This window comes from Kribbella sp. NPDC049174 (assembly GCF_043197365.1).
Lineage (GTDB): Bacteria > Actinomycetota > Actinomycetes > Propionibacteriales > Kribbellaceae > Kribbella.
The window spans coordinates 792,370-809,331 of record NZ_JBICSZ010000001.1 but is presented as its reverse complement, the minus strand read 5'-3'; the positions used below and the strand labels follow the sequence as shown (position 1 = coordinate 809,331).

Annotated in this window: 12 protein-coding genes; 3 read left to right on the top strand and 9 right to left on the bottom strand. The window is 69.2% G+C overall.

Features of this window, described 5'->3' with window-relative positions; genetic code table 11:
• Positions 1-22: 22 nt before the first annotated feature.
• The 9 genes from ftsW to mraZ all read right to left on the bottom strand — a co-directional run bounded on the left by ftsW (position 23) and on the right by mraZ (position 11,473).
• Positions 23-1,273, bottom strand: a complete 1,251-nt coding sequence (gene ftsW / locus ACGFIF_RS03725; RefSeq protein WP_393151063.1) for a putative lipid II flippase FtsW — start codon at positions 1,271-1,273, stop codon at positions 23-25.
• A gap of 15 nt (positions 1,274-1,288) precedes the next feature.
• Positions 1,289-2,728 carry a UDP-N-acetylmuramoyl-L-alanine--D-glutamate ligase gene (gene murD / locus ACGFIF_RS03720; protein WP_393151061.1) on the bottom strand — a complete coding sequence of 480 codons (1,440 nt, stop codon included), beginning with the start codon at positions 2,726-2,728 and terminating at the stop codon, positions 1,289-1,291.
• Positions 2,729-2,846: 118 nt separating this feature from the next.
• Positions 2,847-3,929 (bottom strand): phospho-N-acetylmuramoyl-pentapeptide-transferase, encoded by a 1,083-nt coding sequence (mraY, locus tag ACGFIF_RS03715; protein WP_393151059.1) that lies wholly within the window; start codon positions 3,927-3,929, stop codon positions 2,847-2,849.
• Entirely contained in the window at positions 3,926-5,317 is a 1,392-nt protein-coding gene (gene murF / locus ACGFIF_RS03710) for a UDP-N-acetylmuramoyl-tripeptide--D-alanyl-D-alanine ligase (protein WP_393151057.1), read from the bottom strand. Before murF ends, mraY begins: the two co-directional genes overlap by 4 nt.
• Positions 5,314-6,840, bottom strand: a complete 1,527-nt coding sequence (locus tag ACGFIF_RS03705; RefSeq protein WP_393151055.1) for a UDP-N-acetylmuramoyl-L-alanyl-D-glutamate--2,6-diaminopimelate ligase — start codon at positions 6,838-6,840, stop codon at positions 5,314-5,316. The genes murF and ACGFIF_RS03705 overlap by 4 nt, the downstream gene beginning before the upstream one ends.
• Positions 6,841-6,890: 50 nt before the next feature.
• Positions 6,891-9,131 (bottom strand): peptidoglycan D,D-transpeptidase FtsI family protein, encoded by a 2,241-nt coding sequence (locus tag ACGFIF_RS03700; protein ID WP_393151053.1) that lies wholly within the window; start codon positions 9,129-9,131, stop codon positions 6,891-6,893.
• Positions 9,132-9,135: 4 nt separating this feature from the next.
• Positions 9,136-9,780 carry a hypothetical protein gene (locus ACGFIF_RS03695; protein WP_393151051.1) on the bottom strand — a complete coding sequence of 215 codons (645 nt, stop codon included), beginning with the start codon at positions 9,778-9,780 and terminating at the stop codon, positions 9,136-9,138.
• Positions 9,780-10,745: a 16S rRNA (cytosine(1402)-N(4))-methyltransferase RsmH gene (gene rsmH / locus ACGFIF_RS03690; protein ID WP_393151049.1), complete on the bottom strand. Its 966-nt coding sequence runs from the start codon at positions 10,743-10,745 to the stop codon at positions 9,780-9,782. The genes ACGFIF_RS03695 and rsmH overlap by 1 nt, the downstream gene beginning before the upstream one ends.
• A gap of 296 nt (positions 10,746-11,041) precedes the next feature.
• On the bottom strand, positions 11,042-11,473 hold the full coding sequence (gene mraZ / locus ACGFIF_RS03685) for a division/cell wall cluster transcriptional repressor MraZ (protein WP_132206898.1): 432 nt from the start codon (positions 11,471-11,473) through the stop codon (positions 11,042-11,044).
• Positions 11,474-12,104: 631 nt separating this feature from the next.
• On the opposite strand from mraZ, the gene ACGFIF_RS03680 reads away from it, so the two are divergent.
• From ACGFIF_RS03680 to ACGFIF_RS03670, 3 genes are all read left to right on the top strand, one after another.
• Positions 12,105-13,043: an AAA family ATPase gene (locus tag ACGFIF_RS03680; protein WP_393153625.1), complete on the top strand. Its 939-nt coding sequence runs from the start codon at positions 12,105-12,107 to the stop codon at positions 13,041-13,043.
• Positions 13,044-13,046: 3 nt separating this feature from the next.
• A complete protein-coding gene (locus tag ACGFIF_RS03675; RefSeq protein WP_393151046.1) occupies positions 13,047-14,333 on the top strand; it encodes a DUF58 domain-containing protein in 1,287 nt (428 codons plus the stop codon).
• A 64-nt stretch (positions 14,334-14,397) separates the two neighbouring features.
• The gene (locus tag ACGFIF_RS03670) at positions 14,398-16,749 is read left to right on the top strand and encodes a transglutaminaseTgpA domain-containing protein (RefSeq protein WP_393151044.1); all 2,352 of its coding nucleotides are present in this window, start codon (positions 14,398-14,400) and stop codon (positions 16,747-16,749) included.
• Positions 16,750-16,962: the final 213 nt, after the last annotated feature.

Genomic DNA, 16,962 nt, shown 5'->3' with positions numbered 1-16,962 from the left:
TCAACGCTCCCGCGTGTTCTCGTTAGGGCGTACGCCGCGACGGCAGCCACCCGAAACGTGGCCGCCTGGTCTCCTTCAAAGCGGCCTGCGCGCCGGGCTCGGCCTTCGCGAAGGACAGCAGCATGCCGATCGCGATCAGCGTCGGCAGCAGTGCGGAACCACCGTACGACAAAAGCGGGAGCGGAATCCCCACGATGGGTAGCAGTCCGATGACGGCGCCCAGGTTGACCAGGGTCTGCGCCATGATCCAGATGGTGATCCCGGCCGCCGCGTAGCGGACGAACGGCTCGGTGTTCCGGGTCGCGATCCGCACCCCGGCGTAGGCCAGGGTGAGGAACAGGGCGAGAACGGTGAGTGACCCGACCAGGCCGAGCTCCTCACCGATCACGGAGAAGATGAAGTCGGTGTGCGCCTCCGGCAGGTTGCCCCACTTCTGCCGGCTGTTGCCGATCCCGACCCCCCACCAGCCGCCGGTCGACAGCGCGTAGAACGAGTGGTACGCCTGCCAGCCGATCCCGGACGGGTCGTTGAACGGGTCCCAGAACGACGAGATCCGGTCCATCCGGTGCTTCGCGGTGATGACGAAGTACGACGCGATCGTGCCGACCACCACGATGGTCGCGACGAACAGCCGGGTCGGCGCGCCGACGATCCAGATCAGCCCGATCATCACGGCCATCAGGACCAGCGCCGTCCCGAGGTCGCGCTGGCCGACGACCAGCGCGATGACCAGGCCGCAGACCGGCACCATCGGCACCAGCAGGTGCTTCCACTGGGTGAGCAACTTCTCCTTGCGCGCGTACAGATCCGCGCACCACATCACCAGCGCCAGTTTGGCGAACTCACTCGGCTGGATCTGGAGCGGACCGCCGAGGTTCAACCAGTTGGTGTTGCCGTTCACGCCGACACCCAGGCCGGGGATGTAGGTCAGCACGAGCAGGAAGACCGAGCCGAGCAGGGCGACGTACGCAAGCATCCGGAAGTGCCGCGGCGTCATCCGGGACGCGACGTACGCCATCGGCAGACCGACGCCGACCCAGATCAGCTGGCGGATGAAGATCGTGTAGCTGTTCCCGTTCGCGCGCAGGGACAGCACGCTCGACGCCGACAGCACCATCAGCAGCCCGAGCACCAGCAGCAGGCCGGTCGCCCCGAGCAGGATGTGGTACGACGTCAGCGGCCGGTCCAGCACCTCGCGAATAGCGGCCACCCACGGCCGCTCCGACGTGTTCCGGTCCTGCTTCTGATCCGGCTGATCAGCGATCGACGTCACGCGATCACCTCCGGATCAGCTGTCGCCCAGCCGACGCACGGCTTCGGCGAAGGCGTCCCCACGGGCTCCGTAGTTGGCGAACATGTCCCAGGAAGCGCAGCCGGGGGCGAGCAGCACGGTGTCTCCTGCGTGTGCAAGCTTCGCCGCCTCCCCCACCACGATCTCCATGGCTCCAGTGTCCGTTGCCTCGACAGTGATCGTCGGGACATCCGGTGCGTGTCGGGCAAGAGCTTCCGCGATCACCAGCTTGTCCTGGCCGAGCAGCACGACGGCCCGCAGCCGCTCGCGCGCGGCCACCACGAGTTCGTCGAACGTCGCACCCTTGGCCTGGCCGCCGGCGATCCACACCACGTGCTCGTAGGCCAGCAACGACGCCTGCGCCGCATGCGGGTTCGTTGCCTTCGAGTCATCGACATAGTTGACCCCGGCAACTTCCGCGACGTGCGCGATCCGGTGCTTGTCCGGCCGGAATCCGCGCAACCCGTCCCGCACCGCGGTCGGCGGTACGCCGAACGCCCGCGCCAGCGCGGCAGCCGCCAACGCGTTGGCCACGTTGTGCGGTGCGGCCGGCGTGATGTCGTCCAGGGTCGCCAGCTCGAGCGCCGACGACGCACGCTGCTCGACGAACGCGCGGTCGACCAGCAGTTCGTCGACCAGGCCGAGCATCGAGATGTCCGGCGTACCGAGGGTGAAGCCGATCGCCCGGCAGCCCTCGATCACGTCGGCGTCCACCACCAGCTGCTCGGTGGCCGGGTCGGCGACGTTGTAGACGCAGGCGACCTGGCAGTTCTCGTAGATCCGGCCCTTGGCCTTCGCGTACTCGTCCAGCGAGCCGTGCCAGTCGACGTGATCCGGCGCGATGTTCAGCACGGCGGCCGAGTGCGCGGACATCGACTGGGTGAAGTGCAGTTGGTAGCTGGACAGCTCGACCGCGATCACGTCGTACGGCTCGGGGTCCATCACGGCTTCGAGCAACGGCAGCCCCACGTTGCCGGCGGCAACGGCCCGGTGACCGGCGGCGGTGAGGATCGAGGTCAGCATCTGCACCGTCGTGGTCTTACCGTTGGTGCCGGTGATGCACAGCCACGGCGCCGCGGTGGCCGGGTCGCGCAGGCGCCAGGCCAGCTCGATCTCGCTCCAGATCGGTACCTCCCGCTCGGCCGCCTGGGCCAGGAACGGCGCGTGCGGCGGTACGCCGGGTGACGTCACGACGATGTCGATGTCCTTGGGGAGTTCCGCCGTACTGCCCGGACCGAGGGTGATCGCGGCGCCGAGGGTCTCGAGGATCTGCGCCTTCTCCCGCAGTACCTCGTTGTCCCGGTCGTCCAGTACGACGACATGCTCGGCGCCGGCCTGGAGCAACGAGTCCGCGCAGGCGTACCCGGCCGTACCGAAGCCCAGAACAACAAACCGGGTGGTCGCCCAGCCTTCGTCGATCCGGGTCTGCAGTGTCACGGGGCCTCCCGGCCTGGACTGAGGAGCGGAGGGAGCGAAGCGACTGGAGTGACGAGGGAAGGCCGGGAGCCAGGGCCCCGTGACCCGCCGTGCCGGAGGTGCGGCCATTCAACACTGCTCATCCGGCCACCCATTCCGCGTAGAAGATGCCGAGACCGATCACCACGCACAGGCCCTGGATGATCCAGAACCGGATCACCACGTTGACCTGCTCCCAGCCGAGCATCTCGAAGTGGTGCTGGAGCGGCGCCATCCGGAAGATCCGCTTGCCCACACCGGTCGTGCGCTTGGTGACCTTGAAGTAGCTGACCTGCAGGATCACCGAGGCGGTGATGATGACGAACAGGCCGCCGAGCAGCAGCACCAGTAACTCGGTCCGGGTCATCACCGCGAAGCCGGCCACCGCGCCGCCCAGCGACAGCGAGCCGGTGTCACCCATGAAGATCTTGGCCGGCGACGCGTTCCACCACAGGAAGCCGAACAGCGCGCCCGTCAATGCTGCCGCCACCACGGCGAGGTCGAGCGGATCACGCACCTCGTAGCACTTCGCGCCGACGCCCTGCGCGGTCGCGCAACTCTGGTTGAACTGCCAGATGCAGATCAGCGTGTACGCGCCGAACACCATCATCGACGCGCCGGTGGCCAGACCGTCCAGGCCGTCGGCCAGGTTCACGCCGTTCGACATGCCGGCGATCAGTAGCAGGATCCAGATCACCACGAGCACCGGCCACAGGTGCAGCCAGTTGATGTCGCGGATGAACGAGATGAACGGCGACGCCGGGCTCTGGCCGCGCTCGTCGGGGAACTGCAGCGCGAGCACCGCGAAGATCACCGCGATCATCGTCTGGCCGGCGAGTTTCGCCTTGCTCCGCAGGCCCAGACTGCGTTGCCGGAAGATCTTGATGAAGTCGTCCAGGAAGCCGACCGCACCCATCCCGGCGAACAGGAACAGCACCAGGAGCGCCGAGGCACTCGGTGGGGACATCGTGAGCAGCTTGGCCGCGAAGTACCCGATGATCGTGGCCATGATGAACACGGTGCCGCCCATCGTCGGCGTACCGCGCTTGGTGTGGTGCGAGGTCGGGCCGTCGTCGCGGATCTCCTGGCCGTAGCCGCGCCTGGCCAGCAGGGTGATCGCCCACCGGGTGCCGATCAGGGTCAGCACCATCGAGACGGCCCCGGCGAACAGGATCGAGATCACTGCACGTCCTCCAGCAGAGCGTCGGCGAGGCTGCGCAGTTTCGCCGCCTTCGAGGACTTCACCAGTACGACGTCGCCGGACCGCAACTCGGTTCGGAGCAGTTCGAGGGCTTCCGGAATCGTGTCGACGAAGGCCGACTCGTTCCCCCAGGAGCCTTCGAGCGACGCACCGAGGTGGATCGGTTTCGCGCCGGCGCCGACCACGACCAGCCGGTTGACGTCGAGGCGGACGACGAGCCGGCCGATCGCGTCGTGCTCGTCGGCGGAGGTGTCGCCGAGCTCGAGCATCTCGCCGAGCACCGCCCAGGTGCGTGCGCCACGAGCCCGGCCGATCGCGACCAGCGCCTTCAGCGCGGCGCGGACCGAGTCCGGGTTGGCGTTGAACGCGTCGTTGATCACCGTCACGCCGTCCGCGCGCTCGGTGACCTCCATCCGTGCCGCCGACACCGGGACGGCTGCGATCAGCCCTTCCGCAAGCTGTTCCGGCGTCAGCCCGACCGCGTACCCGACAGCTGCCGCGCCGAGCGCGTTGGAAACGTAGTGCTCGCCGATGTGCTGCAACTGCACAGTGCGGCTGAAGTCGTCGATCCGCAGGGTGAAGCTGGCCCGGCCCTCGGCGTCGAGCTTGACGTCGGTCGCCCGGACGTCGGCGCCGTCGGCCTCACCGAAGGTCAGTACCCGCTGCTCGGTGCGGCTCGCCATCGCGGCGACCCGGTGGTCGTCGGCGTTGAGTACGGCGGTGCCGCCCGGGACCAGGGCCTCGATCAGTTCGCCTTTGGCCAGTGCGATGTTGTCCTGGCTGCCGAACTCGCCGATGTGCGAGGTCCCGACGTTGAGCACCAGCCCGACCCGCGGCGGTGTGATCCCGCACAGGTAGGTCAGATCGCCGAGGTGGCGCGCGCCCATCTCGGCCACCAGGTACTTCGTGGTGTCTGTCGCCTGCAGGGCGGTGAGCGGGTGTCCGATCTCGTTGTTGAACGAACCCTCCGGCGACACGGTCTCGCCGTACGGCCTGATCAGCTGGGCGATCAGGTCCTTGGTGCTGGTCTTGCCCGACGATCCGGTCAGCCCGATCACGGCGAGGCCGGGCAGCCGGCCGATGACGAAGCGAGCCAGGTCGCCCAGCGCCTTCTGCGCGTCGCCGACGACGATGCAGGGGCTGCCCTCGATCGGCCTGGTGGTGAGCGAGGCTGTCACCCCCTGCCGGCTCGCGGCGCCGACGTAGTCGTGTCCGTCGACGCGCTCGCCGGGCAGGGCGACGAACAGCCCACCCGGTCCGGCGGCTCGCGAGTCGATCACCACCGCGCCGTCCACGACGGCCGACGGGTCGACGCCCACCAGTTCGCCCTCGACGGCGTCGGAGATCTCGCCGCAACTGACAGGGATCACCGCTCTGCCTCCAGCAACTCACGCACGGTTTCGCGATCGTCGAACGGGTGGATCACACCGCCGACGTCCTGGCCTGTCTCATGGCCCTTCCCGAGTACGACGACGGTGTCCCCGGGGCCGGCCAGCTCGATCGCACCGGCGATCGCCTGCCGGCGGTCACCGATCTCGTGCAGGTCGGCGCTCGGCACCGCGGCCCGGGCCCCCTCGAGCGCAGCGGCCCGGATCGCCGCCGGGTCCTCGCTGCGCGGGTTGTCGTCGGTGATGATCACCACGTCCGCCGTCCGCGCGGCAGCGGCCCCCATCGCCGGGCGCTTGCCCGCGTCACGGTCGCCACCGCAGCCCACAACGGCGTACAAACGGCCCTTCGTCGCACCGCGCGCGGCCTGCAGCGCGAGCTCGACGGCGTCCGGGGTGTGCGCGTAGTCGACGATCACCGCCAGGCCGTCCTCGCGTGTGAACGTCTCCATCCGGCCCGGTACGGCGGCGGTCCGCAGGCCGGCCGCGATCTCCTCGGCCGGTACGCCGACCTGCCGCAGCATCACGGTCGCGAGCAGCGCGTTGGCGACGTTGAAGTCACCGGGCAGCCCGATCTCGACAGTCACCGTCTCGCCCGGCCCCTCGACGTCGAACACCGTGGTCCCGTGCTCGGACTGGTGCGTGTTGGCCACAGTCCAGTCGGCTTCACCCGTGGTCGACACCGTCACCAGCGGTACGACGGTCTGCGCGGCCAGCCGGCGGCCGTACTCGTCGTCGATCATCACCACCGCCACATCACACCGCTCCGGAGTGAACAACGAGGCCTTCGCCGCGAAGTACTCCTCGAACGTGTTGTGGAAGTCCAGGTGGTCCTGGGTCAGGTTGGTGAACCCGGCGACCGCGAACCGGGCACCGTCCACCCGGCCCTGCGCGAGCGCATGGCTGGACACCTCCATCGAGCACCACGCGACCGCCTGCTCCCGCATCACCGCGAACAGCGCGTGCAGGTCGGTGGCCTCCGGAGTGGTCCGGACGCTCTTCACCACCTCGTCGCCGATCCGGGTCTGGATCGTCCCGATCAGAGCGGCCGGTCCGAGCCGGCGCAGTACGGAGTCCAGCAGGAAGCTGGTCGTGGTCTTGCCGTTGGTGCCGGTCACACCGAGCAGACGCAGGTCCTTGGTCGGCTCACCGTAGATCCGGGCCGCGACCGCGCCGAGCACGTCCCGCGGCCGGTCGACCACCAGCACCGGCAGACCGGTCTCCCGGGCCCGCTCCTCACCGGTGGGATCAGTCAGTACGGCGACAGCGCCAGCCTGCTCCGCCTTGGCGACGAACGCGGCGCCGTGCGTGACGGCACCAGGCAGAGCGGCGTACAGATCACCTGGAAGGACCGACCGCGAGTCGAGCGACACACCGGTCACCTCGACGCTGCTGCTGGTGGGGATCCGCGCATGAGCGGTCCTGGCGACCTCGACGAGGCTGACCGGCACGGTATGCCGCGGCCTGATCGCTGCGACGGCTCCGCCGGCGGCGGTAGGGGTGGACACGGGCCCTGAGGCTACCGCTCCGGGCACCGTGACTCCTACCTGACCCTGCGTCACCAGGTGGTCGGTACGTTGGGCTGCTTCGCCCCAGTCGGTGGGACAACGTACTTCTGCAGCGCGTAGCTCATCACGTCTCGGAACACCGGTCCTCCCTGGAAACCACCACCCCGAGCACCCGTCGGGTCGTGCAGTACGACGTACGTGACGAACCGTGGGTTGTCGGCCGGGGCGAATCCGGCAAAAGAAGTCGCCCACTTGCCGTAGCGGCCGGTCTTCGGGTCGACCTGCTGCGCCGTCCCGGTCTTGCCGGCCACCAGATAGCCGTCGATCGCCGCCTGCGGCGCGGTGCCGTTCTTCGCGGTCACCGCCTCCATCATCGTGGCGACCTCCTTGGCGGCCTTCTCGCTCACCACCCGGCGCGGGGCCGCGGTCTGGTTCGGGGTGACGGCGCCGTTCGCGTCGATGTAGTCGCGGACCAACTTCGGCGGCACGTAGACGCCGCCGTTCGCGACCGCGTTCACCGCCGCGGTCATCTGCACCGCGTTCACCGACAGGCCCTGACCGAACGCGACGTTCGACCGGGTCAGCTCCGGCCACTCGTCACCCGGCTGCATCAGGCCCTTGCTCTCGCCCGGGAAGTTCAGTCCGGTCGGCTCGCCGAAGCCGAAGTCGTGCAGGTACTTCACGAACTGCGGGATCCGCATCTGCTGCGCGGCCATGATGGTGCCGACGTTCGACGACTTCGCGATCACGCCGGCGATGGTCAGGTTCAGGGTGCCGTGGTCCCAGTGGTCCTTGATGGTCCGCCGCTGCACCTCGATGCTGCCGGGCACCCGCAGCTTGGTGTTCAGGTCGATCAGCCCGGCGTCGGCGAGCGCGGCCATCGTGACCACCTTCTGCACACTGCCCGGCTCGTAGGTGCGCTCCAGCGCGGGGTTGTTCAGGTCGCTGGACTTGAGCTTCTTGCTGTTCGGGTCGAAGGTCGGGTAGTTCGCCATCGCCAGGATCTCGCCGGACTTCACGTCCATCGTGATCACCGTGCCGGAGGTGGCCCTGTACTGCTTGACCGCCTGCTCGATCCGCTTCTCCGCGAACCACTGCAGGTCCGCGTCCAGGGTCAGCTGCGCGGTCAGGCCGGGTTTGGGCTCCTCGACCGTGTGGTTCGCGTTCGGGATCTTGTTGCCCTTGGTGTCGACCTCGTACATCGCCTTGCCGTCCTGGCCGGACAGCTTGTCGTTCATGCCGTACTCGAGCCCGGACAGGCCCTTGCCGTCGTCACCGACCACGCCGACCACGTTGGCTGCGATGGTGCCGTTCGGGTGGCTGCGGATCGGGTCTTCCTCGGTGTAGATCCCGGCCAGCAGCGGCGCCTGCTGGTCGTGCGGCCGGCCCTTGTTCTGCTGCGCGATCTGGGCGTTCTTCGCCTTCAGCTCGGCCTCGATGTCGTTCCAGGTCTGCGGGCTGACCTGGCGGGCCAGCCGCGCGTAGCGGCCTTTGCCAGTCATCGCGGCGAGCAGTTTCGCGGACGTCGTACTGGTCAGCTTCGGAGCCAGGATCGCCGCGAGCTGGTCGGCGACCGGCTTGGTCTGGGTCGGGTCTGCGGTGATCGCGACCGCGTCCTCGGACACGCTCAGCGGTACGCCGTTGCGGTCCAGGATTGCGCCGCGGGAGGCGTGCAGCACGAACGGCTTCGTGTTCTCCTTGCTGGCCGCCAGTGCGTAGCTGTCCGGGTCCACACCCTGCAGCAGCACCAGCCGCCCGGCGAACAGCGACAGCACGAACGCCATCACGCCGAACGTCACCCGGAGCCGCAGCGTCGGCCGGCCCAGCTTGAGCGTGCGCGGCGGCTTCCGCTTCTTAGGCCGAGGAGGCCGCCGGCTCTGCGGCGGCCTCCTGCGCGGCGGGCTCTTCTTGGCAGCCGCCTTCTTGACCGGAGCTCTCTTGGCCGGCGCCTTCTTGGCTGGAGCCTTCTTAGCTGGAGCTCTGCCGGCTGGAGCTCTCTTGGCCGGCACCTTCTTCGCTGGAGCCTTCTTCGCTGGAGCCTTCTGAGCTGGAGCCTTCTTGGCCGCCACCTTCTTCACCGGACGCCGCTCAGCACCCTGCTCGGCCGCACGCTGAAGCTGCTCCTCGCGGGCCAGCCGCAGAAGACGCTCGCGGGTGGACTCAGGACGCTGTGGGGTGGAGCGGGTGCTGTCTGTAGCGGACGAACGACGAGGCTGAGCCTTGCGGGGCGGATTGCTCCGGCCCGGTTCACCACGCTTGCGTGGCGGCTCGCTGCCCCGTCGGTCCGTCATCCGATCATCCCCCGGTGGTCGTGGTCGTGGTGGCGGGCGGCTTGTTCCCCGTCGCCGTACCAGTGCGTGCGGTTGTGCCGGTCGCCGGCCTGGTGCCGGTCGCGGGTGGCTTCACCGTGGCCGCGGGCGGCTTCACAGTGGTTGCGGGTGGCTTCGTCGTGGTCGCCGGCGGCTTCGGCTTGACCGGGACCACCGGCGGCTTGACCGTCACACCCGTGGGCGTGCCCGGGCCGAACATCGCCGTACCCGTGCCGGCCTTGCCCTCCTCCGGAACACCCAGCACCCGTCCGTCGGACAGCCGCAGGAAGACCGGGTTCGGGTTCGGCACCATGCCCATCCGCAGCGCCCGGTCGGCCAGGTTCTGCGGCGACTCGAGCGTGCGGACCTGCTTCTCCAGCTGCTCCTGCTGATCCCGCAGCTGATCGGCCTGCTTGTTCAGCGCGGTCACCTGGAACGTCCCGCTCTGCAGCTCCGTGTTGAGCAGTAGCAGACCGACCAGGCCGGCCGCCAGCAGCGACACCACGAAGATGACGAACGGCATCCGCGGCGGCCGGAACGGCGCGCCGTACACGACGCGGAGCTTCGGCTCCGACCGCTTCGCCGGCGCCGGTGTGACCCGGGCCTTGGACGGACTGAACACAGTGCTCATCAGGCCACCAATCCCTTCGTCCGGACCCGTTCGGCCGCCCGCACGCGAGCGGAGGCGGCACGCGGGTTCGCCGCGACCTCCTCCTCGGTCGGCCGCTCGGCACCCCGGGTCAGCAGCTTGAGGTACGGCTCGTGCCCGGCCGGAATCACCGGCAGGTCGTCCGGTACGTCGGACTTGGTGCCGGCCGCGAACGTCTGCTTGGTGATCCGGTCCTCCAGGGACTGGTAGCTCATCACCACGATCCGGCCGTGCAGCGCCAGCGCCTCGATCGCGGCCGGCAGGGCGCGGCGCAGTACCTCGAGCTCGCCGTTCACCTCGATCCGCAGCGCCTGGAACGTCCGCTTGGCCGGGTGTCCCCCGGTCCGGCGGGCCGCCTGTGGGATCGCGTTGCGGACCAGTTCGGACAGCCGCGCACTGGTGGTGAACGGCTCGGTCTCGCGCTCCCGCACGATCCGGTCCGCGATCCGCCGGGCGAACTTCTCCTCGCCGTACTGGAACAGGATCCGGGCCAGGTCGGCCGCGCTGTAGGTATTCACGATGTCCGCGGCCGTGGTCGGGCCGGTGCTGTCCATCCGCATGTCCAGCGGCGCGTCCTGCGCGTAGGCGAAACCGCGCTCGGTCTCGTCCAGCTGCATCGAGGAGACGCCCAGGTCGAACAGGATCCCGTCGATCGCGGGGACTTCGAGGTCCGCGAGCACCTGCGGCAGTTCGTCGTACACGGCGTGCACGAACGTCGTGCGCTCCTGGTACGGCGCCAGCCGGTCGCCGGCGAGTCGCAGCGCTTCGGGGTCGCGGTCGAGGCCGATCAGTCGGGCCTGCGGGAACTCACGCAGGAACGCCTCGGAATGACCACCGAGGCCGAGGGTCGCGTCGACGAGAACCGCGCCGGGGTGCGCGAGTGCGGGAGCCAGCAGCGCGACCACGCGCTCCAGCATCACCGGCACATGCCGCTCCGCAGCGTTCATCCTCGACCCTTCCAGTCGCCGCGGGAGCGACCCTGCCCCCGCAGGTTCTCTGTGTGGTGTTCGTCCTGCCTTTCCGCGCCGGAGTCGCGGACCCGGCGCCGACTTGCCTGTGCGCTGTTCTCCGGGGCGGTTCGGATGCGGCACCGTCCGGTCAGATCACGGGTACGCCTTCCGGGGAAGTACCTCTGGGGTCTTGGCGCCGGGGAAGTGACGCCAACACGTTGAGGTCGGAAGTCGGACCCGTGATCTCACCGGACGGTCGGTTCGGTTCTCGGTCCTGCTCGCCCACTCTTCAGCTAGAAGATCCCTGGCAGTACTTCCTCGGACAGGTCGGCGAATGCCTGCTCCTGCTCCGCGGAGTACCTGTTCCAGTTCTCCGTGTTCCAGATCTCCACCCTGTTCATCGCCCCGATGACGACGCAGTCGCGATCCAGTCCCGCGTAATCGCGCAGCATCGGCGGGATGGTGACCCGGCCCTGCTTGTCCGGCACCTCGTTCGAGGCTCCGGCGAACAACATCCGCAGGTAGTCCCGCGCACCCTTGTTGGTGATCGGCGCCTGCTTCAACTGCTCGGTCAACTGGACGAACTCGCGTTCGGGCCACACGGACAGCGACCGCTCCTGTCCACGCGTGATCACCAGACCCTCGGCCAGTTCGTCGCGGAACTTCGCCGGCAGGAACAGCCGTCCCTTGTCGTCGAGCTTGGGGAAGTGAGTTCCGAGGAACACGCTCCACCTCCCCGTTGCGGACTCTCCGTCTCAGGCGAGCTGTTTCCACCACTTCGGTTCCACTGCGCTCCACCTTACTCCACTTTCCACCACCGTCAACCAACTTCCGCCCCACTTCCCCCACGCGCCGCCCTATTCCCACCCGAGCTCACCGCGTGTCGCCGGCCGCTCGGCCTGCCTGAATCCCCGCTGAGCACCCGGCGTCCGCTCCACTCCCCTCCACCCGGCCGTCCTCCACTTCGCTCCACCGGGGTTACCTCCACTTCGCCCCACCGGGGTTACCTCCACTTCGCCCCACCGGGCTTCCTCCACTTCGCCCCACCGAGCCGTCCGCCGCTTCGCTCCACCCGAATTCCCCCAGGCCGGGGCCGAACCTTCTGGCCGTCCAGTCCGTCGTACGCCCGGCGCAATGTTTTTCACACCCGTACGCTTGGAGGGACGACTTTCCGACCGACGCCGGTGAGGGCCTGTGCCGATGAACACCGAAACGCCAGGTAACGAAACTTCCGCTGCTCTAGGCCGGACCCCTACAGCGGGTGAGAATGTGTCGGCCGTCAACGAATGGGGAGGACACAGGGTGAGCACCACCGCGACCAGCTCGGCGCTGGCAGGAGCCGGGGATTTCGACGAGCTGTCCGAGGTGGCGGGCCGGGTCCGCCGGGCGATGGAGCAGGTGATCGAGGGCAAACCCGACGTGGTCGAGGTCGCCATCACCGTTCTGCTGGCCGAGGGACACCTGCTGATCGAGGACGTGCCCGGCGTCGGTAAGACGATGCTGGCCAAGGCGCTGGCCAAGTCGATCGACTGCACCGTGCGCCGGATCCAGTTCACGCCGGACCTGCTGCCGTCGGACATCACCGGCGTCTCGGTCTTCAACCAGGAGATCCGCGACTTCGAGTTCAAGCCGGGTGCGGTGTTCGCGAACATCGTGGTCGGTGACGAGATCAACCGCGCCTCACCGAAGACCCAGGCCGCGCTGCTGGAATCGATGGAGGAACGCCAGGTCACCGTCGACACCACGACGTACCAGCTCGAGGCGCCGTTCATGGTCATCGCGACCCAGAACCCGATCGAGATGGAAGGTACGTATCCCCTTCCCGAGGCGCAGCGCGACCGCTTCATGGCCCGCGTCTCGATGGGCTACCCCGAGCCGGCCGCCGAGCTGCGGATGCTCGACGGGCACGCCGCCGACGATCCACTGGCCAACCTGCAGCCCGTCACCGACGGTCAGCAGATCCTCCGGCTGGTGAAGACCGTGCAGTCGGTGCACGTGTCGGAGTCGGTCAAGGAGTACGCCGTCGCACTCGTCGGGGCGACCCGCCGGGCGCAAGAGCTCCGGCTCGGCGCGAGCCCGCGGTCGACCCTGCATCTGATCCGCGCCGCCCGTGCGGCCGCGGCACTGGACTCCCGGGAGTTCGTCCTGCCGGACGACATCCAGGAACTCGCCGTACCGGTGCTGGCGCACCGCGTACTCCCTGCGGCTGAGGCGCACCTCGGTGGGCGCGGTGCAGCCGACATCATCTCCGGGCTGGTGGCCACCGTGCCGCTGCCCCGCACACGTCGGGACTGAGTCATGCGGCAGGCACTGCGCGGGTTGACCACCAGAGGGCGGGCCTTCGTCGCGGCAGGCATCACTGCTTCGCTGTGCGCACTCCTGCTCGGGCAGAAGGACCTGCTGCGCGTCGGCATCCTTCTGGTCGCCCTGCCGGTCGTGGCAGCACTCGTGGTCGGGCGGACCCGGCTGCGGCTCCAGGTGCGGCGCAGCCTGACACCGAACCAGGTGCCGGTCGGCTCGCAGGCGACGGTAGAGCTTGCCCTGAGCAACCAGGGCCGGATGCCCGCCGGTCTGCTGCTGCTCGAGGACCGTATTCCTTATGTACTGGGGCACCGGCCCCGGTTCGTGGTCGACCGGGTCAGCCCGAACTGGCGTCGTACCGTCAGCTATCCGGTCAAGAGCGACGTCCGCGGACTGTTCCAGGTCGGGCCGTTGATGCTGACCGTGGCCGACCCGTTCGGCCTGGTGGAGACCAGCCGGACGTTCACTCGCAGCCAGCACCTCCTGGTCACGCCGCGGGTCTACCGGCTGCCCGAGATCCGGCTGGGTGCGGACCGGGCCGGCTCGGGTGAGAACCGGCCGCGGGCGATCGCATCGGCCGGCGAAGAGGACGCGACCGTCCGCGAGTACCGCGACGGCGACGACCTGCGCCGGGTGCACTGGCGCTCGACCGCGCGACGCGGCGAGCTGATGGTGCGGCGCGAGGAGCAGCCCTGGCAGAGCCGGTGCGCGATGTTCCTGGACGCGCGGACCACCTCGCACCACGGCCACGGCCCTTCGTCCAGCCTCGAATGGGCTGTCAGTGCGGCTGCCTCGATCGGCACGGACCGGATCCGCCGCGGCTACGCGACCACCCTGCTGGGCGGGCCGACCACGCTGTCGGCGATCAGCCACCGGACGTCGGCCGCCGTGCATCAACCGCTCACCCCACAGCAGTTGCTGACCGAGTGCGCGACCGTCGAGGAGCACAAGTACGCCGAGATCAGCCCCCTGCTGACCGTCGACCGGCATGCGCAGGATCCGAGCCTGGTGATCGCAATCGTCGGCGCTCTGAGCTCGGACGACATCACGTCACTGAACCGCTGGCGGACCAGTCAGGCGATCGGTGTCGCGCTGGTGCTCGACGCGTCCAGCTGGGCGGTCGGCGCCGAGATGACCGAGAAGGCGGCCCGGCTGGCCTCAGCCGCGGACGCCACCGAGAACGAACTACGCCGGAACGGCTGGCGGGTCGCCAGGGTCCGGCGCGGTGACCACCTACCTACCGTGTGGTCCGGCCTCGGACTACGGAGCGGAAGGATCGCATGAGCAGCGCTATTGGCCGGACCTCCGGCGCCGGCAGGGCCGAGACGGCTCCGCGGCGGGTGGCGCCATGACCGGGCATGCCAGGATCTCGCTTGCTGCCTGGGGTGCGACCGTGCTGGGGGCGCTCGTGCTCACCCCGGTGTTCTCCGGGCCGTTCCTGTTCATCAGCGCGTTCCTGTGCGGTGCGATCACCGGGATCGGCATCCTGCTGCAGAACCTGCGCGCCCCGCGACTCGTCGTACCGTTCGTCCAGCTACTGGTGCTGGTGGAACTGATCTCGTTCTTCTTCCTGCGCGAGACGCTGAAGTTCGGGCTGATCCCGGTGAAAGCGACCGCGTTGGAGTTCAACCAGCAGATGGTCAACGCGATGGACTCGATCAACCGGTTCAGCGCGCCACTGCCCCCGGACTCGCACCTGACCCTGTTCGCCGCCTCGGTGATCGCCGCGACCGGGTTGCTGATCCACGTCATCGCCGTACAGCTTCGTCAGGCTGCGTGGGCCGGGTTGTTGCTGCTGATCATGTACACGGTGCCGGCCGCGACCGTGCACGGCGGACTGCCGGCGTTGCTGTTCATCCCGCCGGCGCTCGGGTACATCCTGCTGCTGTCGGCCGAGGGTCGCAGCCGGCTCAGTCGCTGGGGCCGTCGGATCTCGGGTGTGTCCCACCTCGATGCCGCCGAACCGGTCGAGGCGTCCGCGCTCGGCCAGGCCGGCCGCCGGATCGGTCTGACCGTCGTGGCGCTCGCCGCGCTGCTGCCGGCCCTGCTGCCGACGCTGCCGGAAGGTGTCATCGGCAACGGCCTGGCCGGCACCGGACCCGGCAGCGGGATCGGCGCGTCGATCTCGTCGACGGACCCGATGCTCGACATGGGCAAGAACCTGAAGCGCGGCGACAACGTGGTCGCGCTCACCTACAAGGGCGGCCCCTCGGGCGGCACCTACCTGCGCCTGACCGCGCTCGACTACTTCGACGGCGACACCTGGCGGATCGCGCCGCGTCAGGAGGGCCGCAAGATCAGCGGCGAACTGTCCCCGCCGCCCGGGTACAACGGCGACCTGAGCAAGGTCCCGCAGTCCAAGCTGGAGATCGACGTCAGCCGGAGCTTCCGCTCCCAGTTCGCCCCGGTCCCCTACCCGGTGCGGTCGATCTCGCTCAAGCGGGACTGGCGGTACGACGCCGGCGCGCTCGACGTGGTCTCGTCGAACGGGCAGGTGGTCGGCGGCAAGAACTACGACGTGACCTCGTACGACCTGCAGCCGACGCCGCAGCAACTGCACGACGCCACCGGCGCGGGTGAGCCGGACCGGTACACCAGCCGGGTCCCCCGGACCCCGCAGTCCATCAAGGAACTGACCCAGACCATCACGAAAGGTGCCAATGGCAACCAGTTCGACGCGGCCGTGCTGCTGCAGAACTGGTTCCGCAGCGGCGGCGGCTTCACCTACAGCACCGAGACCGAGCGCGGCAGCGGAATGCAGGCCCTGCGCGAGTTCCTGCTGGTGAACAAGACCGGCTACTGCGAGCAGTTCGCCTCCGGGATGGCGCTGATGGCCCGCATCATCGGCATCCCGTCCCGGGTCGGCATCGGGTTCCTGCCCGGCCAGTCCGGCAAGGACGGCGAGTACACCGTGCGGATGCACGACATGCACGCCTGGCCGGAGCTGTACTTCCAGGGCATCGGCTGGGTCCGGTTCGAGCCGACGCCGGCCGCGCGGGTCGCCAGCACGCCGAACTGGACCGTCGCCCCGACCCAGGAGACCGGCCCGACGACGGCGCCGAGCACCGCGCCGATCAGTCCGGGGGCCACCGAGGACCCGGGGATCGAGAGGCCGGAGGGCGACCGCAACCTGCCGGACGACAGCGGTGTAGCGGTCATTGACAGCGGCAACTGGTTCACCAACGGCGGCGGCCGGGCGATCGCCATCGCCGCCGGGGTGATCCTGCTGCTCAGCATCCCGTGGCTGATCCGCAGCCTGACCCGGCGCCGCCGGTTCGCCAAACCACCCGGCCGGCTCGGTGCCGAAGGCCTGTGGGCGGAGATCCGCGACACGTCCCGCGACCTGGGACTGGACTGGTCTGACATCGCCACGCCACGCCAGGCCGGCGACTGGCTCGTCACCAAACTGCCCGCCGACGCCCATCCACAGGCCCTGCGGCTGGCTCGCGGCATCGAGGCACTGCGGTATGCCGGTGACACCGATCTGGCCCTGGACCTGCGGGCCGAGGCGGCCGCCGTACGCCAGGCGCTGTGGTCGCAGGCACCCCGGCTCCGCCGCTGGCGGGCCCGGCTGCTGCCACCGTCGTGGCGCTGGTACCTCAACCGAGGCAGCACGGAAGCCTCCGACCTCCTGGACGAGTTCGACCTCCTCCTGGCCCGCCTCCGCTCCCTAGCCCTCCGCCGCCGCCACGCCAACTGACGGCCACTGGGGGCGCCACGCCAGCCGACGGCCCCGGGACCGACAACCGCTCACGTTCGGCGCTTTGCCTAGCCAGCAACGGCCAGCCGAAAGGCAACCTGCAAAGCGCCGAACGGGAGCTACCCGCACCCACCAACGACGACTGCGGCAGCGGCACCTGAACACCCCAGGAACAGAGCCCGAACAAAACCACACCCGTGCCTCAGGGGCACG